The 17300-nt window shown below is 71.7% G+C and carries 17 protein-coding genes; 13 read left to right on the top strand and 4 right to left on the bottom strand.

All coding sequences use genetic code 11. From position 1 onward, the window contains the following. The first annotated feature begins 38 nt into the window (after window positions 1-38). From ABZ453_RS37480 to ABZ453_RS37455, 6 genes are read left to right on the top strand one after another with little or no spacing between them, the layout of a single operon-like run. Window positions 39-467, top strand: coding sequence for a cupin domain-containing protein (locus ABZ453_RS37480; protein WP_359022308.1), 429 nt, complete (start codon window positions 39-41; stop codon window positions 465-467). Further along, on the top strand, window positions 464-1732 hold the full coding sequence (locus ABZ453_RS37475; protein WP_359022305.1) for a beta-ketoacyl-[acyl-carrier-protein] synthase family protein: 1269 nt from the start codon (window positions 464-466) through the stop codon (window positions 1730-1732). Before ABZ453_RS37480 ends, ABZ453_RS37475 begins: the two co-directional genes overlap by 4 nt. Beyond that, window positions 1729-2979, top strand: coding sequence for a ketosynthase chain-length factor (locus ABZ453_RS37470; protein WP_359022303.1), 1251 nt, complete (start codon window positions 1729-1731; stop codon window positions 2977-2979). The genes ABZ453_RS37475 and ABZ453_RS37470 overlap by 4 nt, the downstream gene beginning before the upstream one ends. Window positions 2980-3014: 35 nt before the next feature. Then, complete coding sequence (locus tag ABZ453_RS37465) at window positions 3015-3272, top strand: acyl carrier protein (RefSeq protein WP_133049348.1); 258 nt, start codon at window positions 3015-3017, stop codon at window positions 3270-3272. A 1-nt stretch (window position 3273) separates the two neighbouring features. Continuing rightward, on the top strand, window positions 3274-3753 hold the full coding sequence (locus tag ABZ453_RS37460) for an SRPBCC family protein (protein ID WP_359022300.1): 480 nt from the start codon (window positions 3274-3276) through the stop codon (window positions 3751-3753). A gap of 28 nt (window positions 3754-3781) precedes the next feature. Beyond that, complete coding sequence (locus ABZ453_RS37455) at window positions 3782-4114, top strand: TcmI family type II polyketide cyclase (protein WP_356765907.1); 333 nt, start codon at window positions 3782-3784, stop codon at window positions 4112-4114. A gap of 65 nt (window positions 4115-4179) precedes the next feature. Here the strand turns inward: ABZ453_RS37455 and ABZ453_RS37450 are convergent, their stop codons facing one another. Together ABZ453_RS37450 and ABZ453_RS37445 are read right to left on the bottom strand one after the other, a co-directional pair. Next, a complete protein-coding gene (locus ABZ453_RS37450; RefSeq protein WP_359022298.1) occupies window positions 4180-5208 on the bottom strand; it encodes a methyltransferase in 1029 nt (342 codons plus the stop codon). Between the two features lie 55 nt (window positions 5209-5263). Continuing rightward, the gene (locus ABZ453_RS37445) at window positions 5264-6322 is read right to left on the bottom strand and encodes a right-handed parallel beta-helix repeat-containing protein (protein WP_359022296.1); all 1059 of its coding nucleotides are present in this window, start codon (window positions 6320-6322) and stop codon (window positions 5264-5266) included. A 209-nt stretch (window positions 6323-6531) separates the two neighbouring features. On the opposite strand from ABZ453_RS37445, the gene ABZ453_RS37440 reads away from it, so the two are divergent. The 3 genes from ABZ453_RS37440 to ABZ453_RS37430 are packed head-to-tail and all read left to right on the top strand — an operon-like array spanning window position 6532 to window position 9036. Then, window positions 6532-8178, top strand: a complete 1647-nt coding sequence (locus ABZ453_RS37440; protein ID WP_359022294.1) for an alkaline phosphatase family protein — start codon at window positions 6532-6534, stop codon at window positions 8176-8178. A 52-nt stretch (window positions 8179-8230) separates the two neighbouring features. After that, window positions 8231-8638: a PAS domain-containing protein gene (locus ABZ453_RS37435; protein WP_359022292.1), complete on the top strand. Its 408-nt coding sequence runs from the start codon at window positions 8231-8233 to the stop codon at window positions 8636-8638. Next, window positions 8521-9036 (top strand): carbohydrate ABC transporter permease, encoded by a 516-nt coding sequence (locus ABZ453_RS37430; RefSeq protein WP_359022290.1) that lies wholly within the window; start codon window positions 8521-8523, stop codon window positions 9034-9036. The genes ABZ453_RS37435 and ABZ453_RS37430 overlap by 118 nt, the downstream gene beginning before the upstream one ends. Here ABZ453_RS37430 and ABZ453_RS37425 read toward each other — a convergent pair. After that, window positions 9011-9907: a hypothetical protein gene (locus ABZ453_RS37425; protein ID WP_359022288.1), complete on the bottom strand. Its 897-nt coding sequence runs from the start codon at window positions 9905-9907 to the stop codon at window positions 9011-9013. The genes ABZ453_RS37430 and ABZ453_RS37425 overlap by 26 nt on opposite strands. Window positions 9908-10006: 99 nt before the next feature. Here ABZ453_RS37425 and ABZ453_RS37420 point away from each other — a divergent pair, with 99 nt between their 5' ends. The 4 genes from ABZ453_RS37420 to ABZ453_RS37405 all read left to right on the top strand — a co-directional run bounded on the left by ABZ453_RS37420 (window position 10007) and on the right by ABZ453_RS37405 (window position 16466). Continuing rightward, window positions 10007-11029 carry a permease gene (locus tag ABZ453_RS37420; protein ID WP_359022286.1) on the top strand — a complete coding sequence of 341 codons (1023 nt, stop codon included), beginning with the start codon at window positions 10007-10009 and terminating at the stop codon, window positions 11027-11029. Further along, a complete protein-coding gene (locus ABZ453_RS37415) occupies window positions 11026-11754 on the top strand; it encodes a TIGR03943 family protein (protein ID WP_359022284.1) in 729 nt (242 codons plus the stop codon). Before ABZ453_RS37420 ends, ABZ453_RS37415 begins: the two co-directional genes overlap by 4 nt. Window positions 11755-11946: 192 nt before the next feature. Next, complete coding sequence (locus ABZ453_RS37410) at window positions 11947-13059, top strand: Ig-like domain-containing protein (protein WP_359022282.1); 1113 nt, start codon at window positions 11947-11949, stop codon at window positions 13057-13059. Window positions 13060-13223: 164 nt separating this feature from the next. After that, window positions 13224-16466: an NPCBM/NEW2 domain-containing protein gene (locus ABZ453_RS37405; RefSeq protein WP_359022280.1), complete on the top strand. Its 3243-nt coding sequence runs from the start codon at window positions 13224-13226 to the stop codon at window positions 16464-16466. Here ABZ453_RS37405 and ABZ453_RS37400 read toward each other — a convergent pair. Continuing rightward, complete coding sequence (locus ABZ453_RS37400) at window positions 16450-17247, bottom strand: inositol monophosphatase family protein (RefSeq protein WP_359022278.1); 798 nt, start codon at window positions 17245-17247, stop codon at window positions 16450-16452. The two genes, ABZ453_RS37405 and ABZ453_RS37400, sit on opposite strands and share 17 nt — an antisense overlap. Window positions 17248-17300 lie beyond the last annotated feature (53 nt).

The raw sequence follows: 17300 nt of genomic DNA, 5'->3' as shown, positions 1-17300 counted from the left end.
TCCGCCTCGTCGCCCCAGCACACGATCGGAGCAACGCCGTGACCCAAACCCGTCCCACCATCGTGGATCTCAGCGACGTCGAGCCCAACACTCGGCGCGGCGGCGATCTGCGCGCCATGCTCACCCCCAACACGGTCGGCTCCACCAGCGGTTTCATGGGCGTGGCCATCGTGCAGCCCGGCGACCGCATCGGTGAGCACTACCACCCCTACTCCGAGGAGTTCGTGTACGTCGTCTGCGGTCAGCTGGAAGTCGACCTCGACGGCGAACCGCACCCGCTGCGGCCCGAGCAGGGGCTGATGATCCCCATCAACATGCGCCACCGCTTCCGCAACGTCGGCAAGGTGGAGGCCCGGATCGTCTTCCACCTCGGGCCGCTCGCGCCGACGCCGCCGCTCGGCCACGTCGACACCGAGGAGACCCCCGCCGCCGTCGGGGTCGACGACCGACAGCAGGTCCATTCATGAGCCGGCGGGTGGCGGTCACCGGCATAGGCATCGTCGCACCCGGCGGCATCGGGGTGCCGGCGTTCTGGGACCTGCTGGCGGCCGGGCGCACCGCGACACGCGGCATCACCTTCTTCGACCCGGCGGGGCTGCGCTCCCGGATCGCCGCCGAGTGCGACTTCGACCCGGCCGCCCACGGACTGGACGCCGAGGAGACCGCGCGCAACGACCGCTACATCCAGTTCGCCCTGGTCGCCGGGGACGAGGCGGTGCGCGACGCCGGTCTCGACCTGGACCGGGAGAACCCCTGGCGGGTCGGGGTCTCCCTGGGCACCGCGGTGGGCGGGACCACCCGTCTGGAGCACGACTACGTGCTCGTCAGCCACCACGGCGAGCGCTGGGACGTCGACCCCCGCGAGGCCGAACCGCATCTGCACCGGGCCTTCTCACCCAGCACGCTGGCCTCGGCGGTGGCCGAACGGTTCATGGCGCGCGGCCCGGTGCAGACCGTCTCCACGGGCTGCACCTCGGGCCTGGACGCGGTCGGCTACGCCCTCCACACCATCGAGGAGGGCCGGGCCGACGTGTGCATCGCGGGCGCGTCGGACTCGCCGATCTCCCCGATCACCATGGCCTGCTTCGACGCCATCAAGGCCACGTCGCAGAACAACGAGGACCCGGCCCACGCCTCCCGGCCCTTCGACGCCCACCGCGACGGCTTCGTCATGGGCGAGGGCGGCGCCGTACTGGTCCTGGAGGAGCTCGAACACGCCCGGGCGCGGGGCGCCCACGTGTACTGCGAGCTGGCCGGCTACGCCACCTTCGGCAACGCCTACCACATGACGGGGCTGACCAAGGAGGGCCTGGAGATGGCCCGGGCGATCGACACCGCCCTGATCCACGCCCGCCTCGACCCCACGGCGATCGACTACGTCAACGCCCACGGGTCCGGCACCCAGCAGAACGACCGTCACGAGACCGCGGCGGTCAAACGGGCCCTGGGCCGGCACGCCTACGCCACGCCGATGAGCTCCATCAAGTCCATGGTGGGCCACTCCCTCGGCGCGATCGGCGCGATCGAGGTCGTCGCCTGTGTGCTGGCCCTGGCCCATCAGGTCGTCCCGCCCACCGCCAACTACGAGACGCCGGACCCCGAGTGCGACCTGGACTACGTGCCGCGCGTCGCACGCGAACGGAAGCTGACGAGCGTGCTGTCCGTGGGCAGCGGGTTCGGCGGCTTCCAGTCCGCGGTGGTGCTGACCCGGCCGAGGGAGAGGACACGATGAGCGAACCGTATCCACGGCGCGCGGCTGTCACCGGCATCGGTGTGGTGGCGCCCAACGGAACCAGCGCCGAGTCCTTCTGGAAGTCCACCCGGGAAGGCATCAGCGTCCTCGACCGGGTCACCCGCGAGGGCTGCGGGCACCTGCCGATGCGGGTGGCCGGCGAGGTCCGCGACTTCGACGCGCCGGCGGCGGTCGAGGAACGCTTCCTCGTCCAGACCGACCGTTTCACCCACTTCGCCATGGCGGCGGCCGACCGCGCCCTGGACGACGCCGAGTTCGGTCCCGCCGACCAGGGCGGGAGTCCGTTCTCCGTGGGCGTGGTCACCGCGGCCGGATCCGGCGGCGGCGAGTTCGGCCAACGGGAGCTGCAGCAACTGTGGGGCAAGGGCAGCCGGTTCGTCGGCCCGTACCAGTCCATCGCCTGGTTCTACGCCGCCAGCACCGGACAGATCTCCATCCGCCGGGGCTTCAAGGGCCCCTGCTCGGTGGTGGCCGCCGACGAGGCCGGCGGCCTCGACGCGCTCGCGCACGCGGCCCGGGCGGTGCGGCGCGGCACCGACACGATCGTGGCCGGCGCGACCGAGGCCCCGCTGGCCCCCTACTCGGGGGTCTGCCAGCTCGGCTACCAGGAGCTGAGCACCGAGGCCGACCCGGACCGCGCCTACCGGCCCTTCACCGCCCAGGCCTGCGGCTTCGTGCCCGCCGAGGGGGGCGCGATGCTGGTCGTGGAGGACGAGCGCACGGCCCGGGAGCGGGGCGCACGGGTACGTGCCCTGGTCGCGGGACACGCGGCGACCTTCACCGGCGCCTCCCGCTGGGAGGAGTCCCGGCACGGGCTCGCGCACGCCGTCGCCGGCGCCCTGGACGAGGCCGGCTGCGCCCCCGAGGAGATCGACGCCGTCTTCGCCGACGCCCTCGGCATTCCGGAGGCCGACCGCGCGGAGGCGCTCGCGATCACCGACGCGCTCGGCGCCCACGGCCGGCGCGTGCCGGTCACCGCGCCCAAGACGGGCATCGGCCGCGGCTACTGCGCGGCGCCCGTCCTGGACAGCGCCGCGGCCGTGCTCGCCCTGGAGCACGGCATCCTCCCGCCCACCCCCAACGTCTACGACGTCTGCCACGACCTCGACCTCGTGACCACCCGCGCCCGCGCCGTCGAACTGCGCACGGTGCTGGTCCTCAGCCGGGGGCTCATGGGGTCGAATTCGGCGCTCGTGCTGCGGCGCGGCGCCGTCGACGCCTCCTGACGAGGCGCCACCCAGCGAAGGAAGAGAGGAACCGCATGAGTGACCGCATCACCGTGGACGAACTGGCCGAGCTGATGAAGAAGGCCGCCGGTGTCACCGTCGCCCCCGAGGAGCTGCAGCAGCGCCGCGACTCCGGGTTCGACACCTTCGGTATCGACTCGCTCGGACTGCTCGGCGTGGTCGGAGAGCTGGAGAACCGCTACGGCGCTCCGCTGCCCCCCGACGCGGAGCGCTGCAAGAGCCCCCGCGAGTTCCTCGACCTCGTCAACAGCAGCCTGGTGGCAGGAGCCTGACATGCCCGGACACACCCAGAACGAGATCACCGTCGCCGCGCCGCTGGACCTGGTCTGGGACATGACCAACGACGTGGCGGACTGGCCGAACCTGTTCACCGAGTACGCCTCGGCGGAGATCCTCTCCGTGGAGGGGAACAAGACCACGTTCCGTCTCACCATGCACCCGGACGACAACGGCAAGGTCTGGAGCTGGGTCTCGGAACGGGAGACCGACCGAGCGGGCCTCACCGTGCGCGCCCGCCGCGTGGAGACCGGGCCCTTCGCCCACATGAACATCCTGTGGACCTACGAGCAGGTGCCCCAGGGTGTGCGGATGGTGTGGACGCAGGACTTCGCGATGAAGCCCGACGCCCCGGTCGACGACGACTGGATGACGGACAACATCAACCGCAACTCCAAGGTCCAGATGGCCCTCATCCGCGACCGCATCGAGAAGGCGGCCGCCGAGCAGGGCCACACCACGGGCCTGACCGACTGATCCGCCGCATGGCAGGAAGGACAGACCGATGCACCAGGCCCTGATCGTGGCCCGTATGGCACCGGGCTCCGCCCCGGACATCGCCAAGGTGTTCGCCGAGTCCGACCGGGGGGAGCTGCCGCACCTGGTCGGGGTCACCCGGCGCAGCCTCTTCCAGTTCGGTGACGTGTACCTGCATCTCATCGAGTCCGAGCGGGACCCCGGGCCGGCCATCGCCAAGGTGACCGGACACCCCGAGTTCCGTGACGTCAGCGAGCGGCTGGCGGCGTACGTCAGCGCGTACGACCCCGAGACCTGGCGCTCGCCGAAGGACGCGATGGCGAACCGCTTCTACCTCTGGGAGCGGGACGCCACCGCCTGAGACCGTCCGCTGCCACCGGCCGAAGGACCCGGCGACCGGTGGCAGCGGACGTTTGTGCGGGCCGTTCACCCCGGCACGTGGCAGTCGAACGCGTGCAGATAGGGGTTGACCGGACTGATGCCGTCGACGACCAGCCCGGCGGCGGTCAGCCGTCCGACCATGCTGTCGGTGGTGTGCTTCGCCCCGCCGACGTTGAGCAGCAGCAACAGGTCCATCGCGGTGCTGAACCGCATCGACGGGGTGTCGTCGACGAGGTTCTCGATCACCACGACCCGCGTACCCGGCCCACCGGCCTCGATGACGTTGCGCAGGGTGCGGGCGGTGCTGTCGTCGTCCCACTCCAGGATGTTCTTGATGATGTAGACGTCGGCCCGCACCGGCACGGCCTCCCGGACGTCACCGGGAACGATCCGCACCCGGCCGGCGAGATCGCCGCCCGGCCGCAGCCGCGCCACCGCGTTCTCCACCACCCGGGGCAGATCCAGCAGACTGCCCTGCATCGACGGGTACTTGTCGAGCAGGCTCGCCACCACATGGCCCTGCCCGCCGCCGATGTCCGCCATCGACGCGCTGCCGGACAGGTCCAGCAGCGCCGCCACGTCCCGCGCCGACTGCTCGCTGGAGGTGGTCATCGCCCGGTTGAAGACGTCCGCGGACTCCGGGGCGTCCTCGTTGAGGTACGGGAAGAACTCCTTGCCGTACAGCTCCTGTACGACGTTCTTCCCGGTGCGCACCGCCTCGTCCAGCTTGGGCCAGGCGTCCCAGGTCCACGGTTCGGTGCACCACAGGGCGATGTAGCGCAGGCTGTTCGGGTCGTCCTCGCGCAGCAGCCGGGACATCTCGGTGTGCGCGAAGGAGCCGTCCGGCCGTTCGGCGAAGACGCCGTAGCAGGACAGGGCCCGCAACAGCCGTCGCAGCGGGCGGGGTTCGGTCTTCACCGCGGCCGCCAGGTCCTCCACGGACATGGGGTCGTCACCGAGCGCGTCGGGGACGCCCAGCCGGGCGGACGCGCGGAGGGCGGCGGCACACGCCGCCCCGAACACGAGTTCCCTCAGCCGCATCGGCGGCGGTGGGGCGGTCTGTGCGGTCGTCATGCGCCGCCTGCCTTCCTTGGTGTGATGGGGGATGCGACGGGGGAGCGGGGGCCGCTCAGCACAGGCCCGCGGGCTTGGACGCCCGGCAGGTGTTGCTCTCGAAGGTGTTGCCCTTGCCGAGGTCGGAGTTGACCAGATCGGCGGGCGCGTTGCCGGACAGGCGGTTGCCGGTGATCCGATTGTCGTCGCTGGTGGTGCCGACGAAGCTCTTGAACAGCACGATGCCGCCCGACAGCGGGGAGGTGCCGGCGTTGTCGCGGATCTCGTTGTTCGCGACCAGGGTCTTCTCGGCGCCGGTCAGGACGATGCCGGAGCCCTGCAGGGCGGGCAGCCGGGCGGTCTTCGGGCAGGACTTGTTGTTGGCGACGATGCGGTTCTGACGCACGGCGAGGTCCCCGGCCTTGGGCTTGTTCTCGTCGCCGACGACGAACACGCCCACGCAGTTGCCGGTGAGGTAGTTGCGGTCGACCTGCAGGTCGCGCAGCCGGCGCACGGTCACGCCGACGCGGTTGCCCTGCAGCCGGTTGCGCACCACCCGGGTGCCCTCGGTGTCCGTGGCGCCCTTCTCGGCCGTGATCGTGTTGGCGAGGAAGATGCCCGCGTCTCCGCTGCCGCTGACGGTGTTGCCCCACAGCACGCTGCGGACCGAACGCTCCTGGGCGATGCCCCAGACCCCGTTGTTCAGCGCGGACACGTTACGCACCGTCAGACCGTCGGTGCCCATGGCGAAGACGCCGCTGCCGCTGAAGCCGCTGACCGTCAGGGAGGCGACGGTGACGCCCTTCAGGCTGCGATCCTTGGCGCCCACGACGCAGATGCCGTTGCCCTTCTCGGAGCAGCGGTCGCCGGCCTTCTTGGTGCCCGGCTCGATCACCGTCCGCCGGCCCACGCCGCGCAGGGTGATATGGGCCGTCGTCACCTTGACGCTCTCGTGGTAGACGCCGGGCAGCACCAGGACGGTGTCGCCGGGCCGGGCGGCGTCCACCGCCTTCTGGATGGACTCTCCCGGACGGACCGTTTGGATCATGTGGCCGGCGGCCGACGGGGCGGCACCGAGGCCCGTCCCGACGATCGCGGCGCTGCACGCCAGATAGGCGATATGGAGTTTCTTCATATTCGGCACGTTATGCCCAACTTATTTACGGACCGGGCGGATAGGCCGATCGGTGGCGTGTCCCGGCGGGCCGTTCCTTTGCTCCCGCTGAGCCCTTTCTTTGGCAGGAGCGGGTGCGGGCGTCGGGCGCCGTACATTTTCGGCCACTGCCATGTCGGTGCACGGTCCGCAGACCTTCCTGCGCCCGCACGGCTTTGAGGAGAGGCACCATGCCACGAGGTCCCATCCGTCCCGCCCGCGCCGTCACCGCGGCGGCCGCCGCGCTCACCGCCGTCGGCGCGCTCACCGTCACCGCCGCCGCACCGGCCTCGGCCCACCCCGCCACGGCGCGGCACGTCCTGCTCCTGTCCGTCGACGGCCTGCACCAGTCCGACCTCGCCTGGTACGTCGCCCAGCACCCCGACTCCGCGCTGGCCCGACTCGCCGCCGGGGGAGTGGAGTACACCCACGCCAGAACGACCGTCCCCTCCGACTCCTTCCCCGGCATGGTCGGGCAGGTCACCGGCGGCGACCCCGGTGTCACCGGCGTCTACTACGACGACACCTACAGCAACGCCCTGCTGCCGGCCGGCACCACCAGCTGCGCGGGCGTCAAGCCCGGCGTCGAGGTCGACCTCACCGAGGACCTCGACAAGAACAAGGACTCCATCGACGCGGGCCAGGGCCTCGGCGGTCTGCCCGGCAGCATCCTGAAGATGACCGGGAAGGCCGCGAGCCTCATCGACCCGTCGAAGCTGCCGGTCGACCCCAAGACCTGCAAGCCGGTCTACCCGCACGCGTACCTGAAGGTGAACACGGTCTTCGACGTGGCCCGCAAGGCCGGTCTGCGGACCGCCTGGTCCGACAAGCACGTCGCCTACGAGATCCTCGGCGGCCCCTCCGGCAACGGCATCCAGGACCTGTTCGCCCCAGAGATCAACAGCACCGCCATCGGCTACCCGGCAGGCGAGGACTGGACCAAGGACAACGCGGCCACCGAGCAGTACGACGGCTACAAGGTGAAGGCCGTCCTTAACGAGATCGACGGCTACGACCACGGCCGCACCGACAAGGTCGGCACCCCCGCTGTATTCGGCATGAACTTCCAGTCCGTCTCGACCGCCCAGAAACTGCCCGCCTCCGACGGCCTGACCGGCGGCTACACGAGCAAGGGCGTGCCCGGCCCGCTGCTGGCGAAGAACCTCGCCTACGTCGACCGGCAGATCGGCGCCTTCCTCGGCGAGCTCCGCAAGCGCCACCTGGCCTCCAGCACGACCGTGATCCTGTCCTCCAAGCACGGACAGTCGCCCACCGACCCCTCGGCGCTCACCCGCATCGACGACGGCCCCCTCCTCGACGGCCTCGACGCCGCCTGGAAGAGCGCCCACCCGGGCGCGGGAGACCTCGTCGCCCACGCCGTCGACGACGACGCCATGCTCCTGTGGCTCACCGACCGCTCCCAGGCCGCCACCGACTTCGCCAAGGCCTACCTGCTCGCCCAGTCGGGCACCGGCAACGGCATCGACGGCAAGGCCAAGCCCTTCACGGCCGGCGGTCTGAAGAGCGTGTACGCGGGAGCGGCCGCCGCCCGCTACTTCCGCGTCGAGCCGGGCGACTCCCGGGTGCCCGACCTGTTCGGCATCAGCCAGTACGGCGTCGTCTACACCGGCGGCAAGGGCAAGATCGCAGAGCACGGGGGCGCCCACGCCGACGACCTCGACGTCCCCCTGGTCGTCTCCGGGGCCGCAACGCCGCACGGCGTCCGCGTCAACCGTCCGGTGCGCACCACGCAGATCGCCCCGACGATCCTGCGTCTGCTCGGTCTGGACCCGCGCTCCCTGGACGCCGTCCGCATCGAGCACACCCCCGCGCTCTGACTTGTCCGATTCGTGTCGGACGCGCACGCTGGGTCTTTGAGAACCTCAGCGCGTGAATAGCGAGGGTGCGCGGCGGCTGCTCGGCCACCGCGCACCCGAGGTCGTAGGACGCGCCGCCGCCGAACTGCTCCTCGGCCGGGAGGCTCCCGAGGCGAGCGGTCTCGCGCTCCTGGGCTCCGAGGAGTGGAGCGGTACGGCGGCGCTGCGGCACCGGGACGGTCACCGCGTCGACGTGACCCTGCACGCCCATCCGTCGCTGGACCGCGACGGCAGGCCGCAGGGGTTCGTGGTGACCGTCGGCACCTCGTCCGCGTTCTCGGAACGGGACCGGAGGATGGTGGAGTGGGCGTTCGACCAGGCGTCGGTCGGCCTCTCCGCCCACAGCACGGCCTCCGGCTCCTGGCACCTCGACGCGGCCGCCGCCGGACAGGCCGATGCGGTACGAGCGCGTCGTCCCTGAGCCCGCCTCCGCACCCGACCGGCACCGCGCCTGGGTCATCGAACGTACTGCGCGGTGTGCCGCCGGAGTTGGAGGAGGCCGCGCAGATCGACGGGTGCGGACTGCCGGGCGTGCTGCTGCGGGTCGTCCTGCCGTTGACGGTGCCCGGCGTGGTCGCGGTGGCCGGACTGTCCTTCCTGATCGCCTGGGGGGAGTTCCGCTTCGGCCTCACCCTCGCCGGGGGCCCGGACGTCCGGCCGGTCACCGTGCTGCTCAACTCCTTCGTGGGACAGCACGGCACGTCCTGGGGCGCCCTGATGGCCACCGCCACGCTCATCAGCGTCCCGGTGGTCTGCCTCTTCGCCCTCTTCCAGCGCTTCATCGTCGGCGGTCTCATGACGGGCGGTGTGCGGGGCTGACGACCGACCCCGGTGCGAAGGTCACCTCGGCGGTGGCGTGCCGGGCCTCCCGGGGACCGGCGACGCGCAGACCGGCCCCGCCGTCCGTGGGGGAGCCGTCGGCCAGGAGGTGCTCGCCGGCGAACGCGGGGCGGTGCAGCCGGTAGGACAGGGACCGCACCCGGCGGGCGGGTGCGTTGACGCGGACGAGTTCGAGCATCAGCAGGGCCAGCAGCGGGCCGTGCACCACGAGAGACGGATACCCCTCCACCGCACGGCAGTACGGGGCGTCGTAATGGATGCGGTGCGCGTTCGCGGTCAGGGCGCTGAACCGGAACAGGAATGACGGGCCCGGGTGCAGGCGCAGCCGCCAGGGACCTTCGGCCTCGGGGACGGCCTGCTCGTCCAGCGTGGCCGGGTGCGCTGCGGCGCCGCGGCCCGACCGGTAGACGATGTCCTGCTCCTCCACCAGACAGAGGCGGCCCTGCTGGCGGAACTCCTGGCGTTCGGTCACGAACAGCAGCTCTCCGGAGCGGCCCCGCTTGGGCGTCACCGCACCGAGGCCACTGACCCGCTCGGCCGGTTCGCCCAGGCGCAGCGGCTCGGTGATCTCGCAGCGCCCGCCGGCGAACATGCGCTGCCGGTCGGGGATCGGCGGCAGGAAGCGGGCGTCCCGCAGATGGCCGTCGGCGCCGAGGTCGCGCTGGGCGGGCCAGTGCCGGAAGTACAGCCACTGCCACAGCGGCGGCAGCGCGTCGCCGGACTCCGCGGCCGTCTCCGGCAGGTCCAGCAGCGCGGACAGGGCGGCCGCCGGAGCCGGGGAGAGGGCGTCCTCGTCCGTGACCGGGGCCGGCGTCCAGGACGCGAGGTGGGAGGCGAGCGGGGTCGTCATGGTCCCAGTGTCCCCGTCACCCGAATGCGGAGGTGTGTGCGCCCGGCCCCTTCGTGATCGTCGCTTATCTTCGCCAGGACACCGACATCCGGAGTGACCATGGTGAGAACGGATGAACTGGTCGACGGCGTGGTCGCGACGGCCGCTCCCCCCGCTCGCCGCCTGCCGCCGCAGTCGGTCGTGATCGGGGCGGCGACGGCGGCCGCGCTGGTCGCCGTGGTGCTGACCCTGACGCAGACCCGCTGGCTGAGCGGGCCCGCCTTCGCCGCCTGGCGCACCGTGTACCTCGCCATCACCGTCCAGGCGCTGCCCTTCCTCATCCTCGGCACGGTCCTGTCCGGCGCGATCAACGCCTTCGTACCGGCCGACCTGTTCACCCGGGTGCTGCCCCGGCGCCCCGCGCTCGCCGTTCCGGTGGCCGGCGCGGCGGGCGCGGTCCTGCCGGGCTGCGAGTGCGCCTCGGTACCCGTCGCGAACAGCCTCATCCGACGGGGTGTCACCCCGGCCGCCGCCTTCGCGTTCCTGCTCTCCGCGCCCGCGATCAACCCCGTCGTGCTGACCGCCACCGCCGTCGCCTTCCCCGGCAATCCCGCGATGGTCGCCGCCAGGCTGCTGGCCTCGCTCGCCACCGCCGCCGTGATGGGCTGGCTGTGGCTCTGGCTGGGCCGGGAAGACTGGCTGCGGCCCGCCGTACGGCACGGCGGCCATCACGCCGGGCACAGCCGCTGGCGGGAGTTCCGTCGCGGTTTCCAGTACGACTTCCTGCACGCGGGGGGCTTCCTCGTGCTCGGCGCGATGGCCGCCGCCACCTTCAACGTCGCGGTGCCGCGAGCGGTGCTGGACACCTTCTCGGGCTCGCCCTGGCTGTCGGTGCTCTTCCTGACCGGGCTGGCCGTCGTCCTCGCGGTGTGCTCGGAGGCCGACGCCTTCGTCGCCGCCTCGCTCACCGGGTTCTCGCCCGTCGCCCGGCTCGCGTTCCTGGTGGTGGGCCCGATGGTCGACCTGAAGCTGATCTCCCTTCAGGCGGGCACCTTCGGGCGGGCGTTCGCCTGGCGCTTCTCCACCGCCACGGTCGTCGTGGCGGTCGCCGCGAGCGCGCTGACCGGAGGCGCCCTGCTGTGAAACGCCACGCCCAGACACTGCTGCTGGTCCTGACCGGAGCCGGACTGCTGCACGTCTCCCTCCTCACCGACCTCTACCTGCGCTACGTCAAGGAGGGCCTCCGACCCGTCCTGATCGTCTCCGGCGTCATCCTGCTCCTGCTCGGCCTCGCGAGCGCGGTCCTGGACCGGGGCCACACCCACGACGAGGGCCACGCGCACGGGCACGACCACTCCCGGGCACCCCGCGTCGCCTGGCTGCTCTTCCTCCCCGCGCTCAGCCTGCTCCTCTACGTCCCACCGGCCCTCGGCGCGTACACCGCGGCGCGGACCAACGGCAAGGCGGTCACGGTGCGCAAGGGCTTCGACCCGCTGCCCGCGACCTCCCCGCTGCCCATGACGCTCACCGACTTCACCACCCGGGTGCAGCAGGACCACGGCCTCGCCATCCGGCACCGCACCGTGCTGATGACCGGCTTCGTCACCCCGGCCGCGCACGGCGGCGGCTGGTACCTGACCCGGATCATCTTCACCTGCTGCGCCGCGGACTCCCAGACCGTCAAGGTCCGGATGTACGGGGGAGCCGTGCCGCCCGCCAACACCTGGCTGGCGGTGACCGGGACCTGGCACCCGAAGGGCAGCCTGGGCACCGGGTCGGCGGAGGCCGCTCTCGACGTCGGCGGGACGCGGCGCATCGCCCCGCCGGTCAACGCCTACACCGACGATCTGCCTCTCACCCCCTCCTGACCCGATCGCGGGTTATGCCCGGCCTCCGGCGGGTTACCCGCTCGGAGAGCGAGCGCGCCAGGCGCTCGCCGGGACGCAGGGAAGGCGGTTGAAGCAAGCATGCCGCACGCACCGTCGAGCACCGCTGGGAACGCCCCACGAAGCCGCCCGGGCCTGCCCGTTGCCGCGTCGGCCGCCGCGGCGCTCCTGGTCGTGACGGCCTGCAGCGGTTCGGGGGGCTCCACGGGGGACGGCGCGAAGCACGACCGGCTCACCGTCTCGCCCGCGTCCGACAGCACGTCCGTCGCCGTGAACCGGAAGGTGACCGTACGCGCCGGTGACGGCAGGATCACCTCCGTCGAGGTAACCGCGCAGGGCCCCGGCGATCTGAGGGGGACCTTCTCCGGCGACAAGGGCACCTGGACGTCCAACGCGCAGCTCGCACCCGGCGTCACCTACACGGTGCGCGCCCGTGCCACCGCATCCGACGGAAAGCAGCTCACCAGGAACGCCACCTTCACCACCGCCGAAACGCCCAGGTCGAAGACGTTCGTGGGCGAGTACCACCCGGACAAGGGCACCACCGTCGGCGTGGCCATGCCCGTCTCCATCGTCTTCGACAAGCCGATCCACGACCGGGCGGCCGTCGAACGCCACCTCCAGGTCACCTCCAGCCCCTCCGTGCAGGGCGCCTGGCACTGGATGACCGACCGCGACGGCAGGGACCGCGTCGACTTCCGGCCCGAGAAGTACTGGAAGCCCGGCACTGACGTCACCCTGCGGATGTCCCTCGACGGCGTGCGGGCCGGCGGACTGTACGGCGTCCAGAACCGGGTGGTGAACTTCCGTATCGGTGACGCGGTGACCACGACCGTCGACACCGCGGCCAAGACGATGACGGTCTCCGAGAACGGCAGGAAGCTGCGCACCCTGCCGGTCTCCGCGGGCAAGAAGGGCTTCGAGACCTGGAACGGCACCATGGTCGTCCTGGAGAAGACGCCCACCATCCGCATGAACTCCCGCACGGTGAGCATCTTCGGGCCCGAGGCCTACAACCTCGGCTCGGTCAAGTGGGACGTCCGGCTCACCCCCTCGGGCACCTTCGTGCACGCCGCCCCCTGGAACGAGGGCAAGTTCGGCCGGATCAACGGCAGCCACGGCTGCATCGGCATGAGCACCGACGACGCCAAGTGGTTCTACGGCCACGTCCACACCGGCGACCCGGTCACGGTGGTCAACTCCAAGGACACGGTCGCCGCCAACAACGGTTACGGCGACTGGAACGTCGACTGGGCGACCTGGCAGTCGGGCAGCGCCCTGCGGTGACACGGGGAGGGTGTCCCCGCTCCGGGCGGGAGGGCCAGCTCCCTCAACCCGCATACCAAATTCCTGTGTTGGATTCTGACCGGACTCTTCCTTGGAAGCGTGCGTTCCTGTAGCCATGTGCGCGGAGGTGTTCGCCTCCGTCGGATCCGAGGCCGGGAGAGCACATGCTCCAGTCCGTCCGGCGCCGCGCCCTGTCCTGGGGCGGCGCGACAGTGAGTGCCCTGGTGCTGTGTCTGTCCGGCCTGACGCCGGTGCCGGCAGCCGCCGACAACGTTGCCACGACCGTCACGGTGGACGACTCCGTCCAGGGAAGCGGCCGAGACCAGTTCGCCTACCACGGCTCCGGGTGGGGACACGCCGGCGGGGAGGGCGCGCCCGCCAACCCCTACCAGGGCACCAACAGTTGGACCGACCACACCGGCGACTCCGTCGACTTCGCCTTCACCGGCACCCGGCTCACCCTGCACGCGGTGACCGACCCCGGGCACGGCATCGGCACCGTCTCGGTCGACGGCGGCACCCCGGCCGACGTCGACTTCTACAGCGCCACCCGCACCGGTGACGCCACCGTGTGGACCAGCCCCACCCTCACGGACGGACCCCACACCTTCACCCTGGCCTGGACCGGCCGCAGGAACGCGGCCTCCAGCGGCACGGCCGTCACGGTCGACCGGATCGACTTCGTCGGCGAGGCACCCACGCCGGGCACCACCGACATCACCGTGAACGGCTCCGGCACCGGCCGCACCTTCGAGGGCATCGGCGCCATCAGCGGTGGCGGAGGCAACTCACGCCTCCTCATCAACTACCCCGAACCACAACGCGGCCAGATCCTCGACTACCTCTTCAAGCCCGGCTACGGCGCCTCCCTGCACCTGCTCAAGGTGGAGATCGGCGGCGACACCAACTCCACCGACGGCTCCGAACCCAGCATCGAGCACACCCGGGGCACCGTGCACTGCGACAGCGGCTACGAGTGGTGGCTGATGGAACAGGCCAGGAAACGCAACCCGCACATCAAGCTCTACGGACTCGCCTGGGGCGCCCCCGGCTGGATCGGCAACACCGGCAACACCCCTGGCGGGGGGAGCTTCTGGTCCCAGGACACGATCGACTACCTGACCGCCTGGCTCGGCTGCGCCCGCCAACACGGCCTGGACATCGACTATCTGGGCGGCTGGAACGAACGCGGCTACGACACGGCCTGGTACGAGAAACTGCACACCGCCCTCGCCGCCCGCCATCTGCCCGTGCGGATCGTGGCCGCCGACTCGGGCCTGGACGTCGCCGACGACATCGTCAAGGACCAGCAGTTCGCCGACTCCGTCGACGTCGTCGGCGTCCACTACCCCTGCGAGGGCGGCGACGGCGGCACCGCGAACACCTGTTACAGCTCCGACAACGCCCGGGCCACCGGCAAACCCCTGTGGGCCAGCGAGAACGGCTCCCTGGACGAGAACTCCGGCGCCGGCGCGCTGATCCGCTCCATCACCCGCGGCTACCTCGACGGCAGGTTCACCGCCTACCTCAACTGGCCCCTGCTGGCGGCCGTCTACCCCAACCTGCCCTACGACACCGTCGGCCTCGCCGTCGCCAACCAGCCCTGGTCCGGGGCCTACGACCTCGGCACCAGTCTGTGGACCACCGCCCAGGTCACCCAAGTCACCCGCCCCGGCTGGACGTTCGTCGACCAGGCCAGTGGCTACCTCGGCGGCGACCGCACCAACGGCAGTTACGTCACGCTGAAACCGGCCGACAACTCCGCCTACAGCACCATCGTGGAGACCTCCACCGCCGGCAGCGCCCAGACGGCCGACTTCACCGTCGGCGGCGGACTGCCCACCGGCACGGTCCACATCTGGGCCACCGACCTCGCCCCCGGCGGACGCGGCTTCGTGCACACCGGTGACGTCACCCCGAAGGACGGGCACTTCTCGGTCACGCTCCGGCCCGGCCACGTCTACTCCCTGACCACCACCACCGGCCAGGGCCACGGCACGGCCGTCAGTCCGCCCCAGGGCCACCTGGCGCTGCCGTACCGCGACTCCTTCGAGCAGCACACGCCCGGGCGGGAGGCGAAGTACCTCTCCGACATGCAGGGCGCCTTCGAGACCGTGCCCTGCCGGGGACGCAAGGGGCGGTGCGTGCGGCAGATGGCCGCCGAGAAGCCCATCGAATGGCAGGACGACAGCGACGCCTTCGCCCTCCTCGGCGACACCGACTGGAAGGACTACACGGTCAGTTCGGACGTCTACCTCGAACAGCCCGGCACCGTCGAGCTCATCGGCCGGGCGGGCGAACAGCAGCGGCCCCAGTCCCACCAGGCCGGCTACTTCCTGCGGGTCTCCGACACCGGCACGTGGTCCGTGGTCAAGAGCGACACCGGCGGACGGCTGACCACCCTGGCCGACGGCACCACCCGCGCCCTGGGCACCCGTCGTTGGCACACCCTGGCCCTCGGCTTCAGCGGCACCACCATCACCGCGAGCGTCGACGGCCGGCGGATCGGCGCGGTGGACGACTCCGCGTACCGGGCCGGACAGGTCGGCCTCGGTGTGGTCGGCTACCAGACCGACGAGTTCGACAACCTCGGCATCACCCCCGTACGCCACGCGGCCGCACCGCCGGCCGCGCTGAAGGCCGCCCTGCCCGAGACCGTCCAGCGGGGCGAGTCGGCGACCTTCACGACCACCTTCACGCTCCCGGCCAAGGGCGGAGCGGCCACCGACCTGACCCTCACCCCCGGCACCCCGGCGGGCTGGAAGGCCGCCGCGACCACCCCCGTCACCTTCTCCAAGGTCGCCCCCGGACACTCGGTCACGGCACACTGGACGGTCACCGCCCCCACGGCCGCCGACACCCCCGTCACCAACACCTTCTCTCCGCTGGCCACGTACACACGGGACGGCGTACGGCACTGGACGTACGGCGCGGCGAGCACCCGGGTGCCGATCCCGCCGCCCACCGCAAGCCCGTACCTGAGCGACCTGTCGTTCGTCTCCAGCAGCAACGGCTGGGGGCCGGTGGAACGCGACAGCTCCAACGGGGAGCAGGCGGCGGGCGACGGGCAGCCGATCACCATCAGGGGCAGCGCACACGCCAAGGGACTCGGCGTGCACGCCGCCGGCGATGTGGCCTTCTACCTCGGCGGCAACTGCACCCGTCTCACCGCCACCGTCGGCATCGACGACGAGGTGGCCCCGTACGGCTCGGTCACCTTCGGTGTCGTCGCCGACGGCCGCACCCTGACCACCACGCCCGTCCTGACCGGCGCTTCGGCGGCCACGCCCCTGGACGTCGACGTCAGCGGCGTGCAGGAGCTGCACCTCGTGGTCCAGGACGGCGGGGACGGCAACGCCCACGACCACGCGGACTGGGCCGACGCCCGGCTCACGTGCGGGAGCTGACCGTGGTACGCCACAACTCCCGTGCCTCGGCTGCCGCGCCCGGTGCGGCCAGCAGCAACGGCTCGTCGTAGGCGGGGAGTTGTGGCATCGCCAGCGCGCCGGCCTCCGTCGCGATGAGAAGTGCGGGCAGGCCGTCCACCGGGTGGAACTCGCCGATCGCCGCCGCGGTGGCGCGGCCGGCCGCGACCTGGACCAGGGACAGCGCGGTGGAGCCCATCACCCGGACCGTGCAGTGGCGGGCCGCCAGCTCGCCCAACAGGGCGTCCAGACCGGGCCAGTGGGCGTGGGCGGCCCACTCGGTCATGAACACGTGCCCGGTGAGGGTGGTGTGATCCGCCGCCCGGATCGGAGTTCCGTCGAGGTGCGCGCCCCTGCCCGAGGCGGCCGTGAAGATCTCGCGCCGCCAGGGGTCCGCCACCACGCCCAGCAGTGGGCTGCCGTCCGGTTCCGCGAGGCCCAGCGAGAACGAGCACCAGCCCAGGCCATGGGCGTAGTTGGTGGTTCCGTCCACCGGGTCGATCACCCAGTGCGGAGCATGCGAGGAGCCCTCCTCGACGCCGTACTCCTCGCCGTCGATGCCCCAGCCGGGGAACTCCCGCCGCAGCACCGCCCGTACGTGCCGCTCCACGGCCTCGTCCGTGTCCGTGACGATGTCCGCGGGGCTCGCCTTCTGCCGTGCCGGCCCTCCGGCGCCCGCGTCCGTGCCCCGGATCTTCTCCGACGCCCACTCGGCCAGCTCCACGGCCACCCGCAGAGCGCCGTCCAGGTCATGCCCGCCCACAGCTCTTCACCACCCCGATCACGTCCGTGCCGGTCACGATAGGCAGCGGTGCC

Source organism: Streptomyces sp. NPDC005799, from assembly GCF_040630525.1.
GTDB classification, from domain to species: domain Bacteria; phylum Actinomycetota; class Actinomycetes; order Streptomycetales; family Streptomycetaceae; genus Streptomyces; species Streptomyces griseorubiginosus_B.
This window is presented reverse-complemented; position numbering and strand designations above follow the sequence as displayed.

Excerpts from the sequence above, each read along its gene's own strand:
- ABZ453_RS37450 (WP_359022298.1), bottom strand. The coding sequence starts at position 5,208 with ATGACGACCGCACAGACCGCCCCACCGCCGCCGATGCGGCTGAGGGAA.
- ABZ453_RS37445 (WP_359022296.1), bottom strand. The coding sequence starts at position 6,322 with ATGAAGAAACTCCATATCGCCTATCTGGCGTGCAGCGCCGCGATCGTC.
- ABZ453_RS37455 (WP_356765907.1), top strand. The coding sequence starts at position 3,782 with ATGCACCAGGCCCTGATCGTGGCCCGTATGGCACCGGGCTCCGCCCCG.
- ABZ453_RS37475 (WP_359022305.1), top strand. The coding sequence starts at position 464 with ATGAGCCGGCGGGTGGCGGTCACCGGCATAGGCATCGTCGCACCCGGC.
- ABZ453_RS37405 (WP_359022280.1), top strand. The coding sequence starts at position 13,224 with ATGCTCCAGTCCGTCCGGCGCCGCGCCCTGTCCTGGGGCGGCGCGACA.
- ABZ453_RS37465 (WP_133049348.1), top strand. The coding sequence starts at position 3,015 with ATGAGTGACCGCATCACCGTGGACGAACTGGCCGAGCTGATGAAGAAG.
- ABZ453_RS37460 (WP_359022300.1), top strand. The coding sequence starts at position 3,274 with ATGCCCGGACACACCCAGAACGAGATCACCGTCGCCGCGCCGCTGGAC.
- ABZ453_RS37440 (WP_359022294.1), top strand. The coding sequence starts at position 6,532 with ATGCCACGAGGTCCCATCCGTCCCGCCCGCGCCGTCACCGCGGCGGCC.
- ABZ453_RS37470 (WP_359022303.1), top strand. The coding sequence starts at position 1,729 with ATGAGCGAACCGTATCCACGGCGCGCGGCTGTCACCGGCATCGGTGTG.
- ABZ453_RS37420 (WP_359022286.1), top strand. The coding sequence starts at position 10,007 with ATGGTGAGAACGGATGAACTGGTCGACGGCGTGGTCGCGACGGCCGCT.
- ABZ453_RS37425 (WP_359022288.1), bottom strand. The coding sequence starts at position 9,907 with ATGACGACCCCGCTCGCCTCCCACCTCGCGTCCTGGACGCCGGCCCCG.